Genomic DNA, 16211 nt, shown 5'->3' with positions numbered 1-16211 from the left:
CGATTTATCATATGTCCTGTTTCACAAGTACTCAAGAACACGCAAGACTAGAACAACCACAACTTTTTACTGAAAAAATAATGTCAGCCTGGGCTTCACAGATACAGCCCTCAACCTAAAAGACGATGCCGGCATAATTGCCGTACTATATACGCAATACGAAGTGGTTTGCGACATCGGAGCAAACCACTTCCCAGCGTAAATGCTGACATTGAGTAGGTTTGCTGTGGCAAACCACTTAATCGTCAGTATAGTAACTCAGGTACAATAAAGCAGGCAAGCTAATCCGCAGTTAGGTTGTCCTCAACAACAATAGAGCCACAGATATGCACAAAAGAACAAGAACAAATTTTACGGTTTTCCGCATTACTATCCTTTCATTGCTTTTATTTAACTCCTGCTATATTGAACTTTTTGCCTGGTGCAATATAGGCTTCGCTCATCCAGAACAAGATACCACGCCTTATTATCAGGAGGTCAGTGAGCTGATCGCTCTTTCTGATAGCTTAGCCCTCCTATCTCCCATGAAAGCATTGGAATACGGGGTGAAAGCTATCTACCTTGCAGAACAGGCGCCGATAGATACCAACAACCTAGTAAAAGCATTAAATCAGGGAGGCGTGGCCGCTTTTTATGCCGGCTATATTGGAGAAGCGACTAACTACTTTACAAGGGAGATGGGATTGCTCGATTTGAATAAGCCCAGTGAACAGTTGGCCAATATCTATAACAACCTGGGCGGGGTTTACCAATATGGCAAAAACGAAATGGACTCCGCTATCCTTTACAACAAAAGAGCAATCGAGGTCATACAGAAGCTGGCACAAACAGATACATCCAAGACTTATTATCTACACCTATCTCACGCTTATAGCAACGTGGGCACCATATACCTTGACCACAATGACTACTCTAATGCAGAATATCATTTTGATCTTTGCCTCCAACTGCCCTTAGACACCTCTGTATACCAAAGAGGGCTAATTATCAGCCAACTTGGCCTGGCCCGGGTGTACCTTAATACCAACCATAAGGAACGCGCTTTTCAAATTATAGAAGCAAGCGAACAATACTGCCAAAAATGGAGAGACTTAACACTTATACCAGCGGTTGACTATATTAAAGGGCAGTGGCATGAACAGGCAGGCAACACTGCTAATGCTATTCAATATTACCAAAAAGCCCTTCATCAGGTAAAAACAGAGAATACCCATACTTCTATCAATGAAATTGCCCGCGCCTTGTCTGAGCTCTATCAAAAAGAAGGACAAGAAGAAGAAGCTCTGAGATACCTCCAAATGGCACTATCTGCCGAAGAGAAAATCGATAAGCAGCGATCCTCTCAGGACCTCACAAAAATGGAAATACACCTACAGCTTAAAAAATGGAAGAAGGAAATAGAGCAGGAAGTTCAAAATAAACAGAAGCAATACCTCTGGCTGATTACTTTTATAGGCTCTCTGGCATTATTCAGTACAACATTATTACTGCTTGGCCAAAAACAAAAAAGAAGATCCCGCTTACTGTACCTTGAAAGCCAAATCCAGCAGGAACAAATGTCCCTGGAAAAAGAAAAACTGCTCCAGTCTGTTGAAGAGATAGAGCAGCAGCTCGCTGTTCAACTAATCGAGCGAATGGCAAGGAATGAGCTCATTGAAGCAACAATCCAAAAGCTGCTCCAACTTTACCGGATGCCTAAGCTTAGCTCCAGATCCCCCCTTCAGGAGCTGGCTAATAGCCTGAGGGACGTTCAGGACTACTCCATTTGGGAGGAATTTGAATTACTCTACTCCAAATCACACAGTGATTTCTTCCAGAACCTAAATAGCATAGAAGGCTTAACATCCAATGACCGGCGCCTCTGTATCTTACTCCATATGAATATGACATCTAAGGAAATATCTGCTCTAACCGGACAAAGCGTTAAAGCCGTAGAAGTAGCAAGAACCCGGCTCAGGAAGAAGCTAGGCCTTACCAATACCAATGTGGGATTGACAGAATTTCTAGCCAAGCTATAGTAGGCTCTTTTAACAATTTACTTTTGGTTTCAGGTCACCTTCCATATACATAACCAGGCTTAGCTTGTACCCATCGGGCAGAGCGCTCGCTGCCTAAAAGGACGATCACATCGCAAATATAGTGTACAAAGCAATGGACATGTCTTTCTAGCTCCCTGCCCAGCCCATCTATAACGATGTTGGGCAACAAGAGAGAAAGAGGCCTGCCTTGCGGCATACTTTCGATGCGATGGTTTACAGCCCCATCTACAGCAGGCATGCTTTCAAAAAGCGATGATTAGTTTGAGTATTGTGCCGGATCTGCCTATGTTAGCCACGAAAGGCTTTCGTCCGTCCCGCTTATTGCCGGATAGCCCAAACGACATCGGTATTACAGCCAGTTTCCGTATATCAAAATCCCCTTTTGCTACAAGCTTCATTAAAATTCCCCCTCACAGCGGACACCCTTGCCCTTCGCTAACGGTTCCCAGCCTTCTGGGCCCGCTCAGGTCTTACATCTTAAAATGACAGGCATGCATAACTCACAAAAAGCCCCACACCAAATACCGGTGCGGGGCGCTTTGAATTAGCACAAAACTGTCTCACAATCACGAGTAAAAGCAGGGCGTGAAAATACAACACGCCCCGCTAAATTATACTCCCAACACAAATCGTGTGACTGCTATTCCACGATTATCATATGCTTCGTAGCGCTGTGCGTACCGGTGCTGACCGTGTACTGCACTACGCCTGTCGCCGCCAGCTCAGAAGACTTAACCGTGATGTGGTTGTAGCCTTTAGAGCCATCCTGGCGGTACAGTTTCAGTACCTTGCCGGTTACGTCGCTGATGGTGATCGTCACCTGTGCTGCCTCTGGCAGGTTGAAGCCGATCACCGTCTCGCCCTTGAATGGGTTCGGCTGGTTCTGGTACAGCTCAAAGCCTGCGCCCGCTACAGTACCGGTGCTGAACTCGATCGCTACGTCCTGGAAGCTGCCGTCTTTGCCGTAAGCTTCTGCCTTCGTAACTGCTGAGCTTACGCCCAGTACCATGCATCTTATGCCCCAAATTCAATAATTTTAGCCCCTCCATTGAATACCTCAACATATAACCTACGGGTATCGCCCTGAGAGGTGTAGATAGCTACTCTATTACCAACCCCGGACTCTTCGAAATCCAATATCCTTGACCACCCTCTAAGCCCATGAGAGTTCATCCAGGTCTCTATTGTAAAAGTATTATCATCGAAATAGGCGCCTGCCTGTACAATTACACGGTCGTCTGAACCATCAAAATGCAGTGCATTACCTGGACCATCATCCGGTTCAGGCATACTAATTTGCTCAAACAAATTATTACCAGCTATAGTGCCTAGCAATAAAAGAAGAGCTAATAAAGTTACTTCTTTCAAAAATAAGGTCGCTTTCCCAAGTGGTGAGATCAACCGCTTACCCCCACCGCTCGGGTGCCAAATAATTCGCCTTAGCCAGGCGTTCCTTTTACTTTGGTCAAGTCTGTGCATGAGATGATTGTTTGGTTTAGCATTCAGAAAAATCTTGGGACGCTGATTCGAAAACAAATATTCAATTTACCCTAACCTCTTTCTGATTCACCAACTAATACAGTTCCACTACAACAACAAAAAAAGACCATATCAAAAGCACTACATTATCCACAAACCATTAATAATCAATACCTAGCATCTTTAAGTGTGCTCGCGTAACATTTAGTCTCAGCAAGCCTCTCGATATACCATGGGGGTGCTAAAAGTGTGCATACAAGGCTGAGCACAGAGGAGTACTTCATCCAATCTCTTGCCGCACAACTATAAACTAATGGCTGGCAACATGAAATGCTGTAAAAAAGCATGTATTCATTGCAGGTCAAAATCACTTCAAAAGCCCTCCCAGCAGGTGGCTTGCATGATGTAGAGCATCCTCATCAGAAAACAAGCCCAGACCAAAGCTTTCATAACTAAAACTAAGATCTTCTACCGTGGCATCAGTTTTACATTCGCAGATGAGTATAAGGACCGTCACCTGATTCAGAACTTTTATAGTCTTAGCAATGCTTACACCAACATTACTTACCGCTATGCCCAACTCCTCTTTCATCTCACGCTTTAAACAGCGCTCTATCGTCTCTCTCTTCTTTAGCTTCCCACCGGGTAGGTCCCATTGCCCTCTTTCGTTCTTTAACAAAACAATTTTGCCATCTATACGGCATATCCCTTTGACAGAAACCGGATACCTTGGGGCGAACCAATCTGTAGGGACTACTTGGCCTATTGTCTTCATATAAATTGGGGCTAATAGCTGTAGCATATCACTTTGATTTTGGGTAAAGAAATGAAAAATTAATCTGCCGGCAAGGTAGTCAGTAATCAAGACATCCTATACAATGCCCTATGATACAAATCCACTACACAGCCAACTCTAACGACACTACATCTCCACTGATTTATGAGCAAACAACTAACTATCAAACTATTACACCCCAAGCATCTATAAAAAATCTTATGCGACAAGTATACTTGATTAACTACATATATACTTGGTTATATCATCCTTTATTAGATAGCGCGAATCTGTTGCTCTTCGCCGCAATACAACAACATAGGGTAAACTCAGGGAATCTACAATCAACACACTTGCAAAGTATAGATGAAAGCCTACCGAGCTGCCTGTTCTGAAACGGCAGAATGGAGAGGAGCAACTTATGAAACCACCGAAATCAGGGCTACGAGACCTTACTCAGCTTAAACTATAGAAGTATACCACCACAAAATCAAATCTATATAGCCCTTTAGGGGCTGTGCTTACGCACTTTACTCCACTAATAACATCAGGTACTCAGACAGATCGACATCTGTATTCGTCAACCCAAGCTTACGCCTTAGCCGGGTCCTGGCCACTTCCACTGCTTTTGTGCTTTGCCCGGTTAGAGCAGATATTTCCTTAGTAGCCATATTCATTCGCAGGAATACACACAACCTACGCTCATTGGAGGTCAGCCCAAGACCTGCAAGGGCTTCAAAAAAGTCGCTATTTGAGTGCTTATAAAGTAACTCAAACTCCTCCCAAAGGGAATGATCCTGAATATTACGTAAGCTATTAGAGATAGCCTGAAGTGACTTGCGGCTACTTACAGTTGGCACCTGTCGGTAAACCTCCATCAGTTTTTGAAGCGTCTCATTTACCATCTCGTTAGCGGACATCCTTTCCAGAAGGTTTAGAGCCAGTTTCTGTTTTGTGTCCTCTACCTCGGTAGCAAGTCGTTCCCGCTCTGTTTCCAACTGCCTCTTTACTAACTCCGATTCTAAATATTCTAGCTGTGCGAGTCTTTGCTTTCGGACAATAGCGATATAAAGGCTTAGAAGTATGAGCCCACCTAAAAAAGCCAGGCCCAAAACAATAAGATAGCTGACTCGACTTCGGTCCATCTGTGAGGTTACCTCCTCTTCCCACTTTTTATACTTCTCCTCCAGCTCCATTTTTGACAGTGCCAAAGCTGCTTCCCCTCGACGCATTTTCTCCTTTGCATGCTGCACCAGTTGCAGATACTCATATGCATCCTCTTGCCTGTTCATTCTACAGGCGAGATCAGATAGGGCTAAAGCAATTTTGTCTACGGAGGTCCACACCTCTGCTGATTGTGCCTCTGCGAGTGCCCGTTCATAAAACAGGTAAGCGGAGTCTAACTCATTTACCCTTTCCAGTAATTTACCCTTATAAAATAAAGCAGCGCTATACAACACCCAATCTTCTTCTGCTCGAGTAGCTGATAATACCTCACTAAGCAGGCTATCAGCGCCCAACGTTTTGCCCATACTCGACCACAAATCGACCAAGCTGATTTTAGTAGCTGCCCTAACCCGATCGTACCCTTTTTTTTGGGAGAGGGCTGTCAAGCTTCGATCGAGATAGAAAATAGCTTGCTCGTAAGCTTCTTCTTCCACATACATCTGCCCCATATTACTGTAAATCGCGGCTAGTTCTTTTGCATATAAGACCGAATATTCTTCAGTCTCAGCTGCTTCCCGAAATGCATCAATGGCACGCTTGTAGTAAACTAAGGCAGAATCTGGCTGAAATCCACTATAACGATATACCGCAGCCAAGTCATTATACACCCTGCCCAGCATTTCCTTATCTCCTCCTTCATTTGATAATAGGTTTTTACACCCAATCAGAGACTCCGCAGCGCCACCCAAGTTTCCTACATAATAGCTGGCCATCCCTTTCTTCATCAAAGCTAACGGCAATAATTGGTTGTCACTAGCCCGGCGGGCAAGAACCTCCGCTTTAACCGAATATTCCAACGCAAGCATCGGCGAGGATTGCATATTACTATCTGCAGCTGCCAATAGCAGTTGTGCTTCTTCCACAACATTAAACCGCCCACCTTTTCTTCCATCCATCTGATCGTTGCCCCGTGCTTGACAAGCGCAAAACAGCAGAACAAACAGCACCTTTAGTCTAAGGTAATACAGTAAAATTGATACAAGTAACTTTATTCCCATAAGCGAACAACTTCTTTTTCAAGAGTTGTCCATAGCGTTTTGAATCGCTAATATACAGAAAATACCAAAGTTCCATTTCCATAATAACAGATTGCATGTGGTGGTCGAAAGGTTGATCATGCGGAAAGGACCTTCACCAAGTATTCATGATCTCACCCAGCTTTCTTACGTTTAGCGTTCAATCTTATTGTGACCGTTTTCTTTTGACATAGTTCATTGAGTACGAAATGTACGAAACTAACAGGCTTACCCAAGGCATTACCAATCTTTACCCACTGACAGAACACTCCCCGAAAGCTTTCGTATCGATCAATAAAACACTAAATTCCTGGTTTTGGATATTAACACTTCTGCAGTAACTTTATTTAAATAGTATGTGCTCTCTTAAAAAAGCGTGGTATAGCCTATCTATTTGTTAACAAAGCCTTGCAAACGTTATAAAGCACAAGATGATCACCTATACACCGGTTAAGGGCTTCTTACAGCCCTGCGCTTACGGAACATGCCTGCATGTCATACAAACAAAAAGCCCCGGGCAGTCGTTGCCCCGGGGCCGTCCTCATGCCACCGAAAAAGGTGCACGGAAGAAAATCAGGTATTCTTGCTATTCTTCTTCCTCAGCTTGCCGGCCTTGCTCCCGGCTTTTGAGGAGCTCTCGGTATTGTTTTACGATCGCCCGGTGCGCCGGGCTGTTTTCCTTTAGCTGTTTGTTCGGGTCTTTGGGCTCTTCCTGGCTGCGCTTGATCAGGAACACGTCTTCCCCTTCTGCTACTGAATGCCGCAGCAGGTACTTTGTGCCGCGGTAGCTCATATTCTCATACCCGACCAGCTGTTCTTTCTTTTTTGCCGGCGGCAGCGCCCTTTCCCTTACATCTGCCGGGAGGTTTTGCAGGTAAGCAATAGCCAGGCTCACCAGGTCGTGCATTTGCGTGGCGGGGGAAACCGCCATGCGGGGCAGCTCGAATACTTCGCCATCGATGCTGATCCTGGCTTGCTCAATGAACATCCGCGCATGCGGGTCCACATTCCGCCCATCCGGGAAAAAAGCCCGGTTGTAACCGGCCCGTAGTTGTTCAGCTTTCGTCATGTTGTTCCGTCTTTTTTGATGTAAGCATTTCCGTTCAGCCTTTTGAGGCGCAGGCCCGCCCAGGCTGACCTTTCCGTCTTCTTTCGTGCCTCCCCGTGCCGGGCGGCAATCTCCTCAGCCGCTGCCATGATAAGGCTGTCATCCATTTCGACCCGCGAGATGATGCGGAACGGGATCTCCTGCTGTACGGTGCCCCAAAAGTCTTTGACCTGTATCGTCCCGTCCACCCTTTTTCCGGTAGGTGAGATCTTTTTTTCCTTAAAGGAGAGTGCCATATACTGCCTGGTTTTGCATGCAAGATATAAACAAATTAGTTACATTGCATAAAATTAATAACTTATTCGTGTATGCTTTTCAAGTTGTACGGCACGGCCTTGTGCCAAACGGTACTAAACGAGCTGGGCGGGGATGCGATGTCGGTACCTGCTCTGGTGCGGTCAATCGCGGGCAAGGAGCTGAGCAACCGGGAAAAGCACAACCTGGAAAGGCGCATACGCCGGGCCCTGGAAAGCCTCGAAGGCGAAGGGCTGGTGCGAAAGGACTGGATCATAGAGCCGCGCCCGTTGCAGGTATTTAAACTCACAGAACATGCTCAAAGGACTACAAATGCTTAATGCCCTCAAGGGGCTGACGGGTGACCCCAGAAAGATGGTACAGCAGGTGGTGCAGATGATTACCCCGCCTATGCTGGGCTTTCTGGAAAAGTACAACAAGCCCAAAAGCGAAGGCGGGCTGCTCAACCGGGAGGACGTGAACTGCATCTTCGCCATCATGCCGATGCGCACTGAAGTAGACGGCACAGAGGTGGAGGTGATGGTGCCCCATATCCTTACGGTCGGCTACGAAGCCAAGCTGGCCCGCTACACGGTCAATGCAAAGTACAGCCTGGACGAACTACTCAAAAAAGCAGAACAAGATGGAGCCCTCAGCGAAGGAAGAGACGAAGAAGAATAGCCCGGTAACAAAAGCCGAAGAGGCAGGCAGCCAAATGCCGCCGCCGGAGGATTTCTTCGCGATGAAAAGCGAGATAGATGATGATATGCGGGACTTCCTTGCGCACATGAAGCGGGAAAAGGAAGTCGTCGATGTCCCGGACATTGAAATGCCCGGAGAAGAAGCCGATCCGGAAACCGGGGAGCCCATTTCTGATGAAGACAAAGGCCACCTGCGCGACCTGAATTACACCCAGGAGCAGAAATTCTGGGCAGAGCTGATGCTCATTCAGCTGGACAAGTCCATGGCATGGATTGGCGGGCTGATCGCAAAGGAAGATCCGGCCAAGTACCGGATGCGCAAAGCCAAGTCTGAAGAAGACGACTACGAAGTCGCCCTGACTGCTGCGCTCATCAACAAATACCATGTGAAATTTAGCCTGGAGTTCGCCCTGGCCTTCCTGCTCCTGGGCAAATACGGTATGATGGCCACCAAAGTACAGGCGGACGTCCGGGCGAAGAAGAAAGCAGCAGCAGAAGCAGCCAAAAAACAGCAAGATGCAGAGAGACGCGCAAATCACGATAGTGATCGGTAGGAACGGTACCGGAAAGTCTACCTTCTGTGAGAAGATCGTGAAAGGCATCGGGGCAAGGGCCCTGGCGGTCACCTACAACGGCATGCCCAAAATCTGGCGCCCTTATCCGGAAGTAGATATCACGCATAAGAAAAAGATGACTTTTCCGAAAGGGATCCGGCAGGTGATTGCCGGCCGGTACGAGGAAGGGCGGAACAAAAACCGCGTGTTCGAGCACATCTACATTAACTACCGGGACGGGATGATTATTTTCGATGACTGCCGGGGCTACATCAATAGCGCTGTGGATAGCAACCAATACTTCCGGCAATTATTGCTGGACTTCCGGCACCGGATGCTGGATATCATCTTTGTGGTGCACTCCCCTGCCGATGTGCCGCCCCGGGTCTGGGGCTTTACCTCCACCGTATGGGTGGGCGCGACGGATGCCCTGGTCAACAAAAGCCAGGTGCGCACCTCCAGTGCCGACCGCATCATCGAGACGCAGGAGGAGGTCAACCGGATCTTCCGGGCGGCTAAAGCCCGGGGGGATAATACGCATTATGGGCTGTTTAGGCGGGTGGATTTGTAAAAAAGTTTTCATTTGGTTTTTGGGGGGGGCTATATGCCTCGGGTGGTTGTTCGGGGCATTTTTATGAATAAGTCCGTAGTTAAGGCAGACGAATTATCTTAAACGCGAATACTTAACATTAACGCTTTTGATACGTCGAAAGAAAACTGCTGACAATCAAGTTTCAGCACAACAAATTATGGATATATCCGTATTATTTGTAGAATTGCTACAAATATACAACTTATGATACTAGAAATAAGGCTTGCTAATTTCTTTTCCATCCGAGATGAGGTAACACTAGACTTGCGGGCTGCATCAATCAATTCAAAAAAAGCGAAGGCTTTAAAAGGGAATCAGTTTTCCATTAATGACAACCAGATCTTGAAGTCTGTAGCCATTTATGGCGCTAATGCGTCGGGAAAGTCGAATATTGTTAAGGCTATCAGGTTTTGTTGTCGAATGATTTTCCAGTCCCACTCCCATAATGAGGATGTGACATTCAACTTTTCACCATACAAATTCGATGGTTACGAAGACAAGCCTAGTAGTTTTTTTATTCGTTTTTTGATTGACCATAGAGAGTATGAGTATGCTTTCGCTTTAACCAGAAATGAAATCATCAAAGAATCTCTTCACTATTACAAAGTTGGAAAGAGAAAGACAAGGACTCGGATATTTGAGCGGGATGAGCATGCAGGAAAGACAAAAAGGGAGAAATACAAATTTTCCACCCTTATAAAGCGGCCGTTTGATGTGGCGGAAAATACTTCTAAAAAGACACTCTATATTTCCAGAGCAAGTCAAATGGACAGAGAACTTGGCAAAGAGATATTCAGGTATTTCAACGAAAAATTCATTCTTCAATACTTCATTCTTAACAATGAGATATTAAAACACCGGCTCTCTGTTGACAAAGCATTCTTACTGAGCGCACTTCAAATTGCGGATAGCGATATTGTGGATATTGATTACGAGGTCGAAAAAGTCCGTGCCAAAGGTGTTAGTATTTCACTTTCTGATTCTAATGAATCTATTACTCAGACAGGGGAGCAGGAAATTGAAAAAATAAAGCTTGTCACCTATCATAAACATTCTCCAAAGACCCCCTTTGATTTTGAAACAGAAGAATCAGATGGAACAAAGAAGCTATTATATGTTTTGCTCAATGTAATTGACATCATTCAAAACGGAAAAATTCTTTTAATTGACGAGATTGAGTCAAGCCTTCATTCCAGTATAGTTGAATTCATAGTAGACCTTTTTCACAAGAGCGAAAACAGTCAAATAATTTTTTCGACGCATAATACTAACCTGATTGACTTAAACAAAGTGCGGAAAGACCAGATTTACTTCGTCGATAAAGATGAAACAGGGAATAGCACCTTGTACTCCCTGTATGATTTCAAGGATTTCAGAGAAAACATGGACGCTGAAAAAGGATACCTTCAGGGAAGGTTTGATGCAATTCCATATTTAAGTGACCCGTCTTCTTTAATAATAGAGCTCGAAAATGGCTAGATCAAAAAGAACTAGAGGGAACCGTAAAATGAACCCTACACTTTTTGTCTTTTGTGAGGGAGAGACGGAAGAAAGCTATGTTGCCTTTCTTAGAAGTAAATACAGAGTCCCTATTCAGATAAAAACCAAAATTGCCGGCAATAGAATAACTCAAAGGCTGGTCAAATCCTACATGAAGGGTGAAACACAGACTCCTAAAGACAAGATTTTCCTTTTGTATGATTTAGACGTACAGGGAGTACTGGAGCGGTTAAAAAAGATTGACAAAGCTGAACTTTTAATCTCAAACCCCTGCATTGAGCTATGGTTTCTACTCCACTATCAAAATCAAACTGCAACTCTGGACTCTGACCACTGTCTGCGTATTTTGAAGAACCATATTCCCAAATATCGAAAAGGAGCCCAAAAAGATACAGTGATGTCCGACCTTTGCGAGAAGGCAGATGCTGCAATTGAACGAGCTAATGAACTGAGCAGTCCGGATAACCCTTCTACGACAGTTCAGTCATTTGTACAATTGCTCAAAGATCTAAAGAGAAATAAGTAATCAGGGCATCCTCAAAATGCCAGGCAGCCACCGCCACCCGGCATGAAGAAAGAGGGTTTATTTCCCAGGATTTAGTTCACTTAGTTTCTTCTCAAGCTCGTCTATAACCCTGCTATATGGTCTGCCTTTGTGCATCCATAGATAGAAAAAGACGTCTTCTGCATCCATTTCATTCCTTTGGGCCATTTCCAATGCAACTACATATTTTTTCAAAGCTGAAATGTTTTGAACATACTTCAAGTCGCTTAATGGTATTTCATCCATAATCAGCTCCCAGCACATCCAATCGTCTTTATCATCTTTATTAGGATGAAAAGGGTTTACCTGGTCTCTTAGCCACCTATCAAATGGTGTTAACCAGGCGTGATTCCCGGTATCTTCCGGATTTTCATCTGCGTAAGCCATCATTGCATGTTCTAAAGACGGGTGATAGTCGGACGCTTCTTTCCACGTCCACTCCGCGCCGTAATCCAATTGGTCGTCTTCATTCTGGTTTCGGCTGAACATCTTCACATGGCCGTTGGGCCAGGTGGCTACTGCATAGAGATTGCCGAGTTCTACGTCTATTCCGTTGATCTTTGGCATGGTTGTGATTTTGGTATTGAATTGAATTATAAGTTGATTTTCTTGCTGTCGAGGTACCGCCGGATGCATTTGCCCCTGATCTCATTGACCATTATTTCCTTCTCCATTCTGTCCCAAAAGTCATTCTCCTGGATTTGATTGATCTGCTTCCAATACTCCGTATCTCGTATCGCTTTCCAGTCCGCTATCGTTAAATTTATTGATAGCTCAAACTGTCTTTTTTCAAGGCGGGCGATGTATTCAAATACTTCAAAGCTTTTCTCAATGCGCCGATTGAACAACATGATTGCATGGCCGTAATGGTCAATTCCCTTTTCCATTCCTACAGCTTAATCTCATCCGGATAGTCAATCGCCCGCTGCCGGCCACGGCGGTGCTTCTCCCGGTACTTGCGTATTTCGCGCCGGTCGGCTATCCACATGCGGATAAGGGCTGGGGCAGCTACGATTAGGAAGGCGATCAGCCCCAGGGCAATCCAGAATTTATCAAACTCGGTTAAGTGTTTCATATCTCAATGTTTTCCAGTGGTTCCCATGAATATCCCCGGTGCTTGCTGAAGTAATGCAGGCGTTGTTTGCTGTCCTGTATGATTACACCATCCTCGTGAGCTTGTAAGTACACTACTGGCAAAGCAATCAGGGCCAGGCCGGGGTGCTGTTTGTCCCACTCTTTTTCCTGCTGCTTTTGCTTCCTGCGGTAGCGGATCCCCCAGCGCACCAACACAGACAGGGCGATGATGATGAAGACCGGCATGCCTATGATGATGAAGGCGATGAAAACCGGGTGCATTTGATCTAAAAGGCTCATTTTTCTTGCTTTAATGCGTTATCGAAATACCATTCTGCATCTTCCTTGGCAATCTTAATGTGATGGTCTGTCTCTATGGCGTCCTGATGCTCTTGCACCATATCTAAGAAGCGCTCGAAGCCCTGGCAGAAGACCAAAAAGGAGCGGATTCGCTTACCTTCTGTTTTCAACTCTACCATATCCTCACGTGTGTCGCTATGGCGGAAGTAGAGCGCGTGGACTTTGATGTTCCCTTTTAGGAATTCTTTATTGCCGGACTTTTCCAGCAGGAGGGCTTCGGCTTGTGCACGGCTGCGCACCGTACAATCTTCGCCCTCTTCGCTGTAGATGTAGCTGTTGTCGATTTGTACGGCAGCGTTCTTCAGGGCTTCCCGATGCCTCCAGGCTTCGATGTAGTTGTACGCAATCACGTACGCAACCATTCCAATGCCGAGCAGTATGACTGTACCGGGTATGCCCCAGCGTACGGTCGTGTAAACGATGCCGGACAGGAAAAGGACAAGGACAAGGGCTTCGATCTGCTTAACCATGTCTTTCGTTTTTGACGGACACGCGGACATCGACGTTGATGTCCGCTTTGCTTGTCCGCGTGGTGGCGTAATCCTTGTCCGCTTGTCCTTGTCCGCCTGTCCTTGTCCCTGTCCTTGTCCTTGTCCGCATGGCTTGTCCGGCGGTGTCCCTGACCGCGGCGGACAAGGACAGGAGGACAGAGATAAAGGCTGTCCAAAGGACAAGGACAAGGAACCATACGGCTTGTCCTACTTTCAGGAAGACGTACAGGACAATGGCTGCGCCTGCTTCGCCGATCCGTACGGCAATGGGGTATATTTTGAACCGTTGGCGCTCTACATTCCAAACAACCTCGTACGGGCGACGGGCGGGCGGAGGTGCATCGGCTACCTGTGGCAGTTCTTCCCAGGTGGCCTCCTCCGTGACGGGTTCATAGGCGCTGTATTTTGAGTTTTGTTCGTGCATTTTGAGTGGTTTTGAGTGATTTTGAGTGGGGTGCCACTCAGGAACTGAGTGCATAACCCTTTGACTATCAATTTAAATTCACTCGATTGAGTGTTTTTGAGTGCTACTCCCCGGCAACCCCTCCCCCGGATAGAGCGGTGGAGAAGGCTGCGCAATAGAGGCTGACGGTCGTTTCTCCATACCCGCGGACCTTTTTCCCGTTTACATGGCTTAATGCACGGCTGATTTCGGGTATGGTCAGGCCCTGGCTCCAAAAGGATTTTATACGTAAAGCCTTGCGGTGGTCAAGCTTCCGTACGTTCAGCTCTTCGATGTCCCCCGGGGTCAGCTCCTTGTCCTTGTCCGTTGTCCTTGTCCGTGCGCTGTCCACCTTCCATGCGGCACTTGTCTGCTTGTCCCTGAACTCGTTGTCCGGCACCCACAGTTGTCCGCCTGTCCACGTGTACTCGGCTAAGTTGATGTCCGCCTGTCCTTGTCCGCTTGTCCTTGTCCTTGTCTTTGTCCGCCTGTCCGGCAAGGTGTGCTTGTCCGGGCGGTACCGCAGGAGCAGCATGTCCGCGAGTAAGTCTTTGAGTGTCCTTAGCATGTCCGTCTAGTTTTTAGTGATGAGTTCGTTGAAGCTGTAAATCACAAATGCAGTCGTGGTCCCGACCAGAATACTCTTCACCCAATGCAGCCCGGTACTTTCTTCCAGGGGGGCGGAGCTGAGGACGAAGAAAATCACATCCAAAATGGCAAAGGCCAGCAGGTAGCTTACGTCATATCCGAAAATGGAAATCCGGGCTTTGATGCCCCGGCGCAGGGTCATCAATAGTGCCGTGATGCTCACTGTGACGGCGAATAGCCAACCACTGACCGTCCGGGCGGAGCTGCCCTCCGGAAAGGCGCTCACGTCCATGCCGATGATCGCCAAATGCTCCACCTGGTACAGCAGAATGAAGACGAAGGCGAAGTACACCAATATGGTGACGGGCTTGCCCCCGGCCTGAGGGCCTGCCTCCGGGCTGGGCAGCGCTTTCGGCTGTACGGGCTGTACGGTTTGTTTGCCGTATGGTGTCCGTGTAGTTTCCTGGTGTTTGGGTTCTCCGGTGCTGCTGTTATTCGTGATATTGATCTGAATATTGAGCTGCCCGGCTACCTGTTGGGCCCCTTCCACCACCTCATCCGATCTGCGGGGGTGTGGCTGGGCGTATTCCAGTACGATTTCCTGCACCACCTCCTCCGGGATCAGGTCGTCTTTGCTATAGCGGTGCCCCATGCGGTTCAATTTCCGCCGCAAGGTGGACCATTCCAGAGCAAGGCTTTCCGCCAGGGTCTCGCCGGTAAAGTTGTAAGTAGTCATGTCCTGATTTTCCATGGCAATTCCTTAAAGGATTTTGAGATTTCTAGTCGTTTTCTTCCAAAAAATGACCGGCAATCCGGTCTATCCAGTAGTTCAGCTTTTCGAGCTTTTTCCTTAAAGCGTATACCGCACGTCCGGCCCAGGTAAAGGAGAAGTAGATGAGGTAGCAGGCCAGCTTCTTTTTCTTCATAGGCGTTCAATCGCTACCGCTTTTTTTGCCCGGCTTGCTTTTGGCTTTTCGCTATTGGCGGTTGGCATCGCGTAGAAATCGGGAGGCCCAACGGTAGTGCTCCGGCTGCAGCTCATAAAAAGTGCGAGGAGGCATAGCATAAGAATGCCGATGGCAAAGTCTCTGCCGATGTTGTTGGCTTCTTGGCGCATCCGCTGTGCAGTAGTGCGCCTTTGGGTCTTCTTTCTCATAGTTTTGGTAGTTTTAGATTCCTGTTATTCGCCGCTTTTCCAACAGCCGTCTTCGTGGAAGTAGGTGTCTACAACTTCTGCCAGATTGTTGTAATCGTAAATCCTGCCGTGGTGGATGTCATATTCTGTAGCTAGTGCCCGGCACCTTTTTAAAGACGTTCTGTGAAAAGTGATTAGTGGCCCATTTTCCCAATCGTTGTTCCAGTGCGCCAACGTTTTTTTGTAGCCGCCTGGCTTTGGCTTGAATACCAGTTTGTAGTGCGCCATCCCTCTGGCGTCCTTCCGGCTTTTTTGCATTGTGGCTGAATTATTCATTGCGGTATAAGTTTGT

24 protein-coding genes are annotated in these 16211 nt (G+C 46.8%); 7 read left to right on the top strand and 17 right to left on the bottom strand.

The window, feature by feature from the left end; all coding sequences use genetic code 11:
* Positions 1 to 326 precede the first annotated feature (326 nt).
* Entirely contained in the window at positions 327 to 2018 is a 1692-nt protein-coding gene (locus ACO08I_RS21665; protein ID WP_421947074.1) for a tetratricopeptide repeat protein, read from the top strand.
* A 661-nt stretch (positions 2019 to 2679) separates the two neighbouring features.
* Here ACO08I_RS21665 and ACO08I_RS21660 read toward each other — a convergent pair.
* The 6 genes from ACO08I_RS21660 to ACO08I_RS21635 all read right to left on the bottom strand — a co-directional run bounded on the left by ACO08I_RS21660 (position 2680) and on the right by ACO08I_RS21635 (position 7880).
* Complete coding sequence (locus ACO08I_RS21660; RefSeq protein WP_421947073.1) at positions 2680 to 3048, bottom strand: T9SS type A sorting domain-containing protein; 369 nt, start codon at positions 3046 to 3048, stop codon at positions 2680 to 2682.
* Positions 3049 to 3053: 5 nt separating this feature from the next.
* Positions 3054 to 3518, bottom strand: coding sequence for a hypothetical protein (locus ACO08I_RS21655; RefSeq protein WP_421947072.1), 465 nt, complete (start codon positions 3516 to 3518; stop codon positions 3054 to 3056).
* A 367-nt stretch (positions 3519 to 3885) separates the two neighbouring features.
* Positions 3886 to 4320 carry an NUDIX domain-containing protein gene (locus ACO08I_RS21650; RefSeq protein WP_421947071.1) on the bottom strand — a complete coding sequence of 145 codons (435 nt, stop codon included), beginning with the start codon at positions 4318 to 4320 and terminating at the stop codon, positions 3886 to 3888.
* 503 nt (positions 4321 to 4823) lie between these two features.
* The gene (locus ACO08I_RS21645) at positions 4824 to 6518 is read right to left on the bottom strand and encodes a tetratricopeptide repeat protein (protein ID WP_421947070.1); all 1695 of its coding nucleotides are present in this window, start codon (positions 6516 to 6518) and stop codon (positions 4824 to 4826) included.
* Positions 6519 to 7122: 604 nt separating this feature from the next.
* Complete coding sequence (locus tag ACO08I_RS21640) at positions 7123 to 7605, bottom strand: hypothetical protein (protein ID WP_282778563.1); 483 nt, start codon at positions 7603 to 7605, stop codon at positions 7123 to 7125.
* A complete protein-coding gene (locus tag ACO08I_RS21635; protein WP_421947069.1) occupies positions 7602 to 7880 on the bottom strand; it encodes a hypothetical protein in 279 nt (92 codons plus the stop codon). Before ACO08I_RS21635 ends, ACO08I_RS21640 begins: the two co-directional genes overlap by 4 nt.
* A gap of 72 nt (positions 7881 to 7952) precedes the next feature.
* Between ACO08I_RS21635 and ACO08I_RS21630 the strand changes: the two genes are divergently transcribed.
* The 6 genes from ACO08I_RS21630 (at position 7953) to ACO08I_RS21605 (ending at position 11751) form a co-directional block, all read left to right on the top strand.
* Positions 7953 to 8219, top strand: coding sequence for a hypothetical protein (locus tag ACO08I_RS21630; RefSeq protein WP_282778567.1), 267 nt, complete (start codon positions 7953 to 7955; stop codon positions 8217 to 8219).
* Positions 8194 to 8559 (top strand): hypothetical protein, encoded by a 366-nt coding sequence (locus ACO08I_RS21625; RefSeq protein ID WP_421947068.1) that lies wholly within the window; start codon positions 8194 to 8196, stop codon positions 8557 to 8559. The genes ACO08I_RS21630 and ACO08I_RS21625 overlap by 26 nt, the downstream gene beginning before the upstream one ends.
* Positions 8522 to 9133: a hypothetical protein gene (locus tag ACO08I_RS21620; protein ID WP_421947067.1), complete on the top strand. Its 612-nt coding sequence runs from the start codon at positions 8522 to 8524 to the stop codon at positions 9131 to 9133. The genes ACO08I_RS21625 and ACO08I_RS21620 overlap by 38 nt, the downstream gene beginning before the upstream one ends.
* The gene (locus ACO08I_RS21615) at positions 9096 to 9704 is read left to right on the top strand and encodes an ATP-binding protein (RefSeq protein ID WP_282778573.1); all 609 of its coding nucleotides are present in this window, start codon (positions 9096 to 9098) and stop codon (positions 9702 to 9704) included. Before ACO08I_RS21620 ends, ACO08I_RS21615 begins: the two co-directional genes overlap by 38 nt.
* Positions 9705 to 9929: 225 nt before the next feature.
* Positions 9930 to 11204, top strand: coding sequence for an AAA family ATPase (locus tag ACO08I_RS21610; RefSeq protein ID WP_421947066.1), 1275 nt, complete (start codon positions 9930 to 9932; stop codon positions 11202 to 11204).
* Positions 11197 to 11751 carry an RloB family protein gene (locus ACO08I_RS21605; protein ID WP_421947065.1) on the top strand — a complete coding sequence of 185 codons (555 nt, stop codon included), beginning with the start codon at positions 11197 to 11199 and terminating at the stop codon, positions 11749 to 11751. Before ACO08I_RS21610 ends, ACO08I_RS21605 begins: the two co-directional genes overlap by 8 nt.
* A gap of 57 nt (positions 11752 to 11808) precedes the next feature.
* Here ACO08I_RS21605 and ACO08I_RS21600 read toward each other — a convergent pair whose 3' ends face one another.
* The 11 genes from ACO08I_RS21600 to ACO08I_RS21550 form a co-directional block, all read right to left on the bottom strand.
* The gene (locus ACO08I_RS21600) at positions 11809 to 12336 is read right to left on the bottom strand and encodes a hypothetical protein (RefSeq protein ID WP_421947064.1); all 528 of its coding nucleotides are present in this window, start codon (positions 12334 to 12336) and stop codon (positions 11809 to 11811) included.
* A 26-nt stretch (positions 12337 to 12362) separates the two neighbouring features.
* Positions 12363 to 12656 (bottom strand): hypothetical protein, encoded by a 294-nt coding sequence (locus ACO08I_RS21595; RefSeq protein ID WP_282773957.1) that lies wholly within the window; start codon positions 12654 to 12656, stop codon positions 12363 to 12365.
* A gap of 2 nt (positions 12657 to 12658) precedes the next feature.
* Positions 12659 to 12844: a hypothetical protein gene (locus tag ACO08I_RS21590; protein ID WP_282773959.1), complete on the bottom strand. Its 186-nt coding sequence runs from the start codon at positions 12842 to 12844 to the stop codon at positions 12659 to 12661.
* On the bottom strand, positions 12841 to 13143 hold the full coding sequence (locus tag ACO08I_RS21585; RefSeq protein WP_421947063.1) for a hypothetical protein: 303 nt from the start codon (positions 13141 to 13143) through the stop codon (positions 12841 to 12843). The genes ACO08I_RS21590 and ACO08I_RS21585 overlap by 4 nt, the downstream gene beginning before the upstream one ends.
* A complete protein-coding gene (locus ACO08I_RS21580) occupies positions 13140 to 13673 on the bottom strand; it encodes a hypothetical protein (RefSeq protein ID WP_421947062.1) in 534 nt (177 codons plus the stop codon). Before ACO08I_RS21580 ends, ACO08I_RS21585 begins: the two co-directional genes overlap by 4 nt.
* Positions 13666 to 14118 (bottom strand): hypothetical protein, encoded by a 453-nt coding sequence (locus tag ACO08I_RS21575; RefSeq protein ID WP_421947061.1) that lies wholly within the window; start codon positions 14116 to 14118, stop codon positions 13666 to 13668. Before ACO08I_RS21575 ends, ACO08I_RS21580 begins: the two co-directional genes overlap by 8 nt.
* Positions 14119 to 14221: 103 nt before the next feature.
* A complete protein-coding gene (locus ACO08I_RS21570) occupies positions 14222 to 14704 on the bottom strand; it encodes a hypothetical protein (RefSeq protein WP_421947060.1) in 483 nt (160 codons plus the stop codon).
* 6 nt (positions 14705 to 14710) lie between these two features.
* Entirely contained in the window at positions 14711 to 15475 is a 765-nt protein-coding gene (locus tag ACO08I_RS21565; RefSeq protein WP_421947059.1) for a hypothetical protein, read from the bottom strand.
* Positions 15476 to 15503: 28 nt separating this feature from the next.
* On the bottom strand, positions 15504 to 15650 hold the full coding sequence (locus ACO08I_RS21560; protein WP_282773970.1) for a hypothetical protein: 147 nt from the start codon (positions 15648 to 15650) through the stop codon (positions 15504 to 15506).
* A complete protein-coding gene (locus ACO08I_RS21555; protein ID WP_421947058.1) occupies positions 15647 to 15880 on the bottom strand; it encodes a hypothetical protein in 234 nt (77 codons plus the stop codon). Before ACO08I_RS21555 ends, ACO08I_RS21560 begins: the two co-directional genes overlap by 4 nt.
* A gap of 24 nt (positions 15881 to 15904) precedes the next feature.
* The gene (locus ACO08I_RS21550) at positions 15905 to 16195 is read right to left on the bottom strand and encodes a hypothetical protein (RefSeq protein WP_421947057.1); all 291 of its coding nucleotides are present in this window, start codon (positions 16193 to 16195) and stop codon (positions 15905 to 15907) included.
* Between the last annotated feature and the right edge of the window lie 16 nt (positions 16196 to 16211).

Origin of the sequence: Phaeodactylibacter xiamenensis, assembly GCF_965229835.1 — a bacterium.
In the GTDB taxonomy this organism is placed as follows: Bacteria; Bacteroidota; Bacteroidia; order Chitinophagales; family Saprospiraceae; genus Phaeodactylibacter; species Phaeodactylibacter xiamenensis.
Note: the sequence above shows the minus strand (reverse complement) of the source record. Positions and strands in the feature narration are given on the sequence as shown.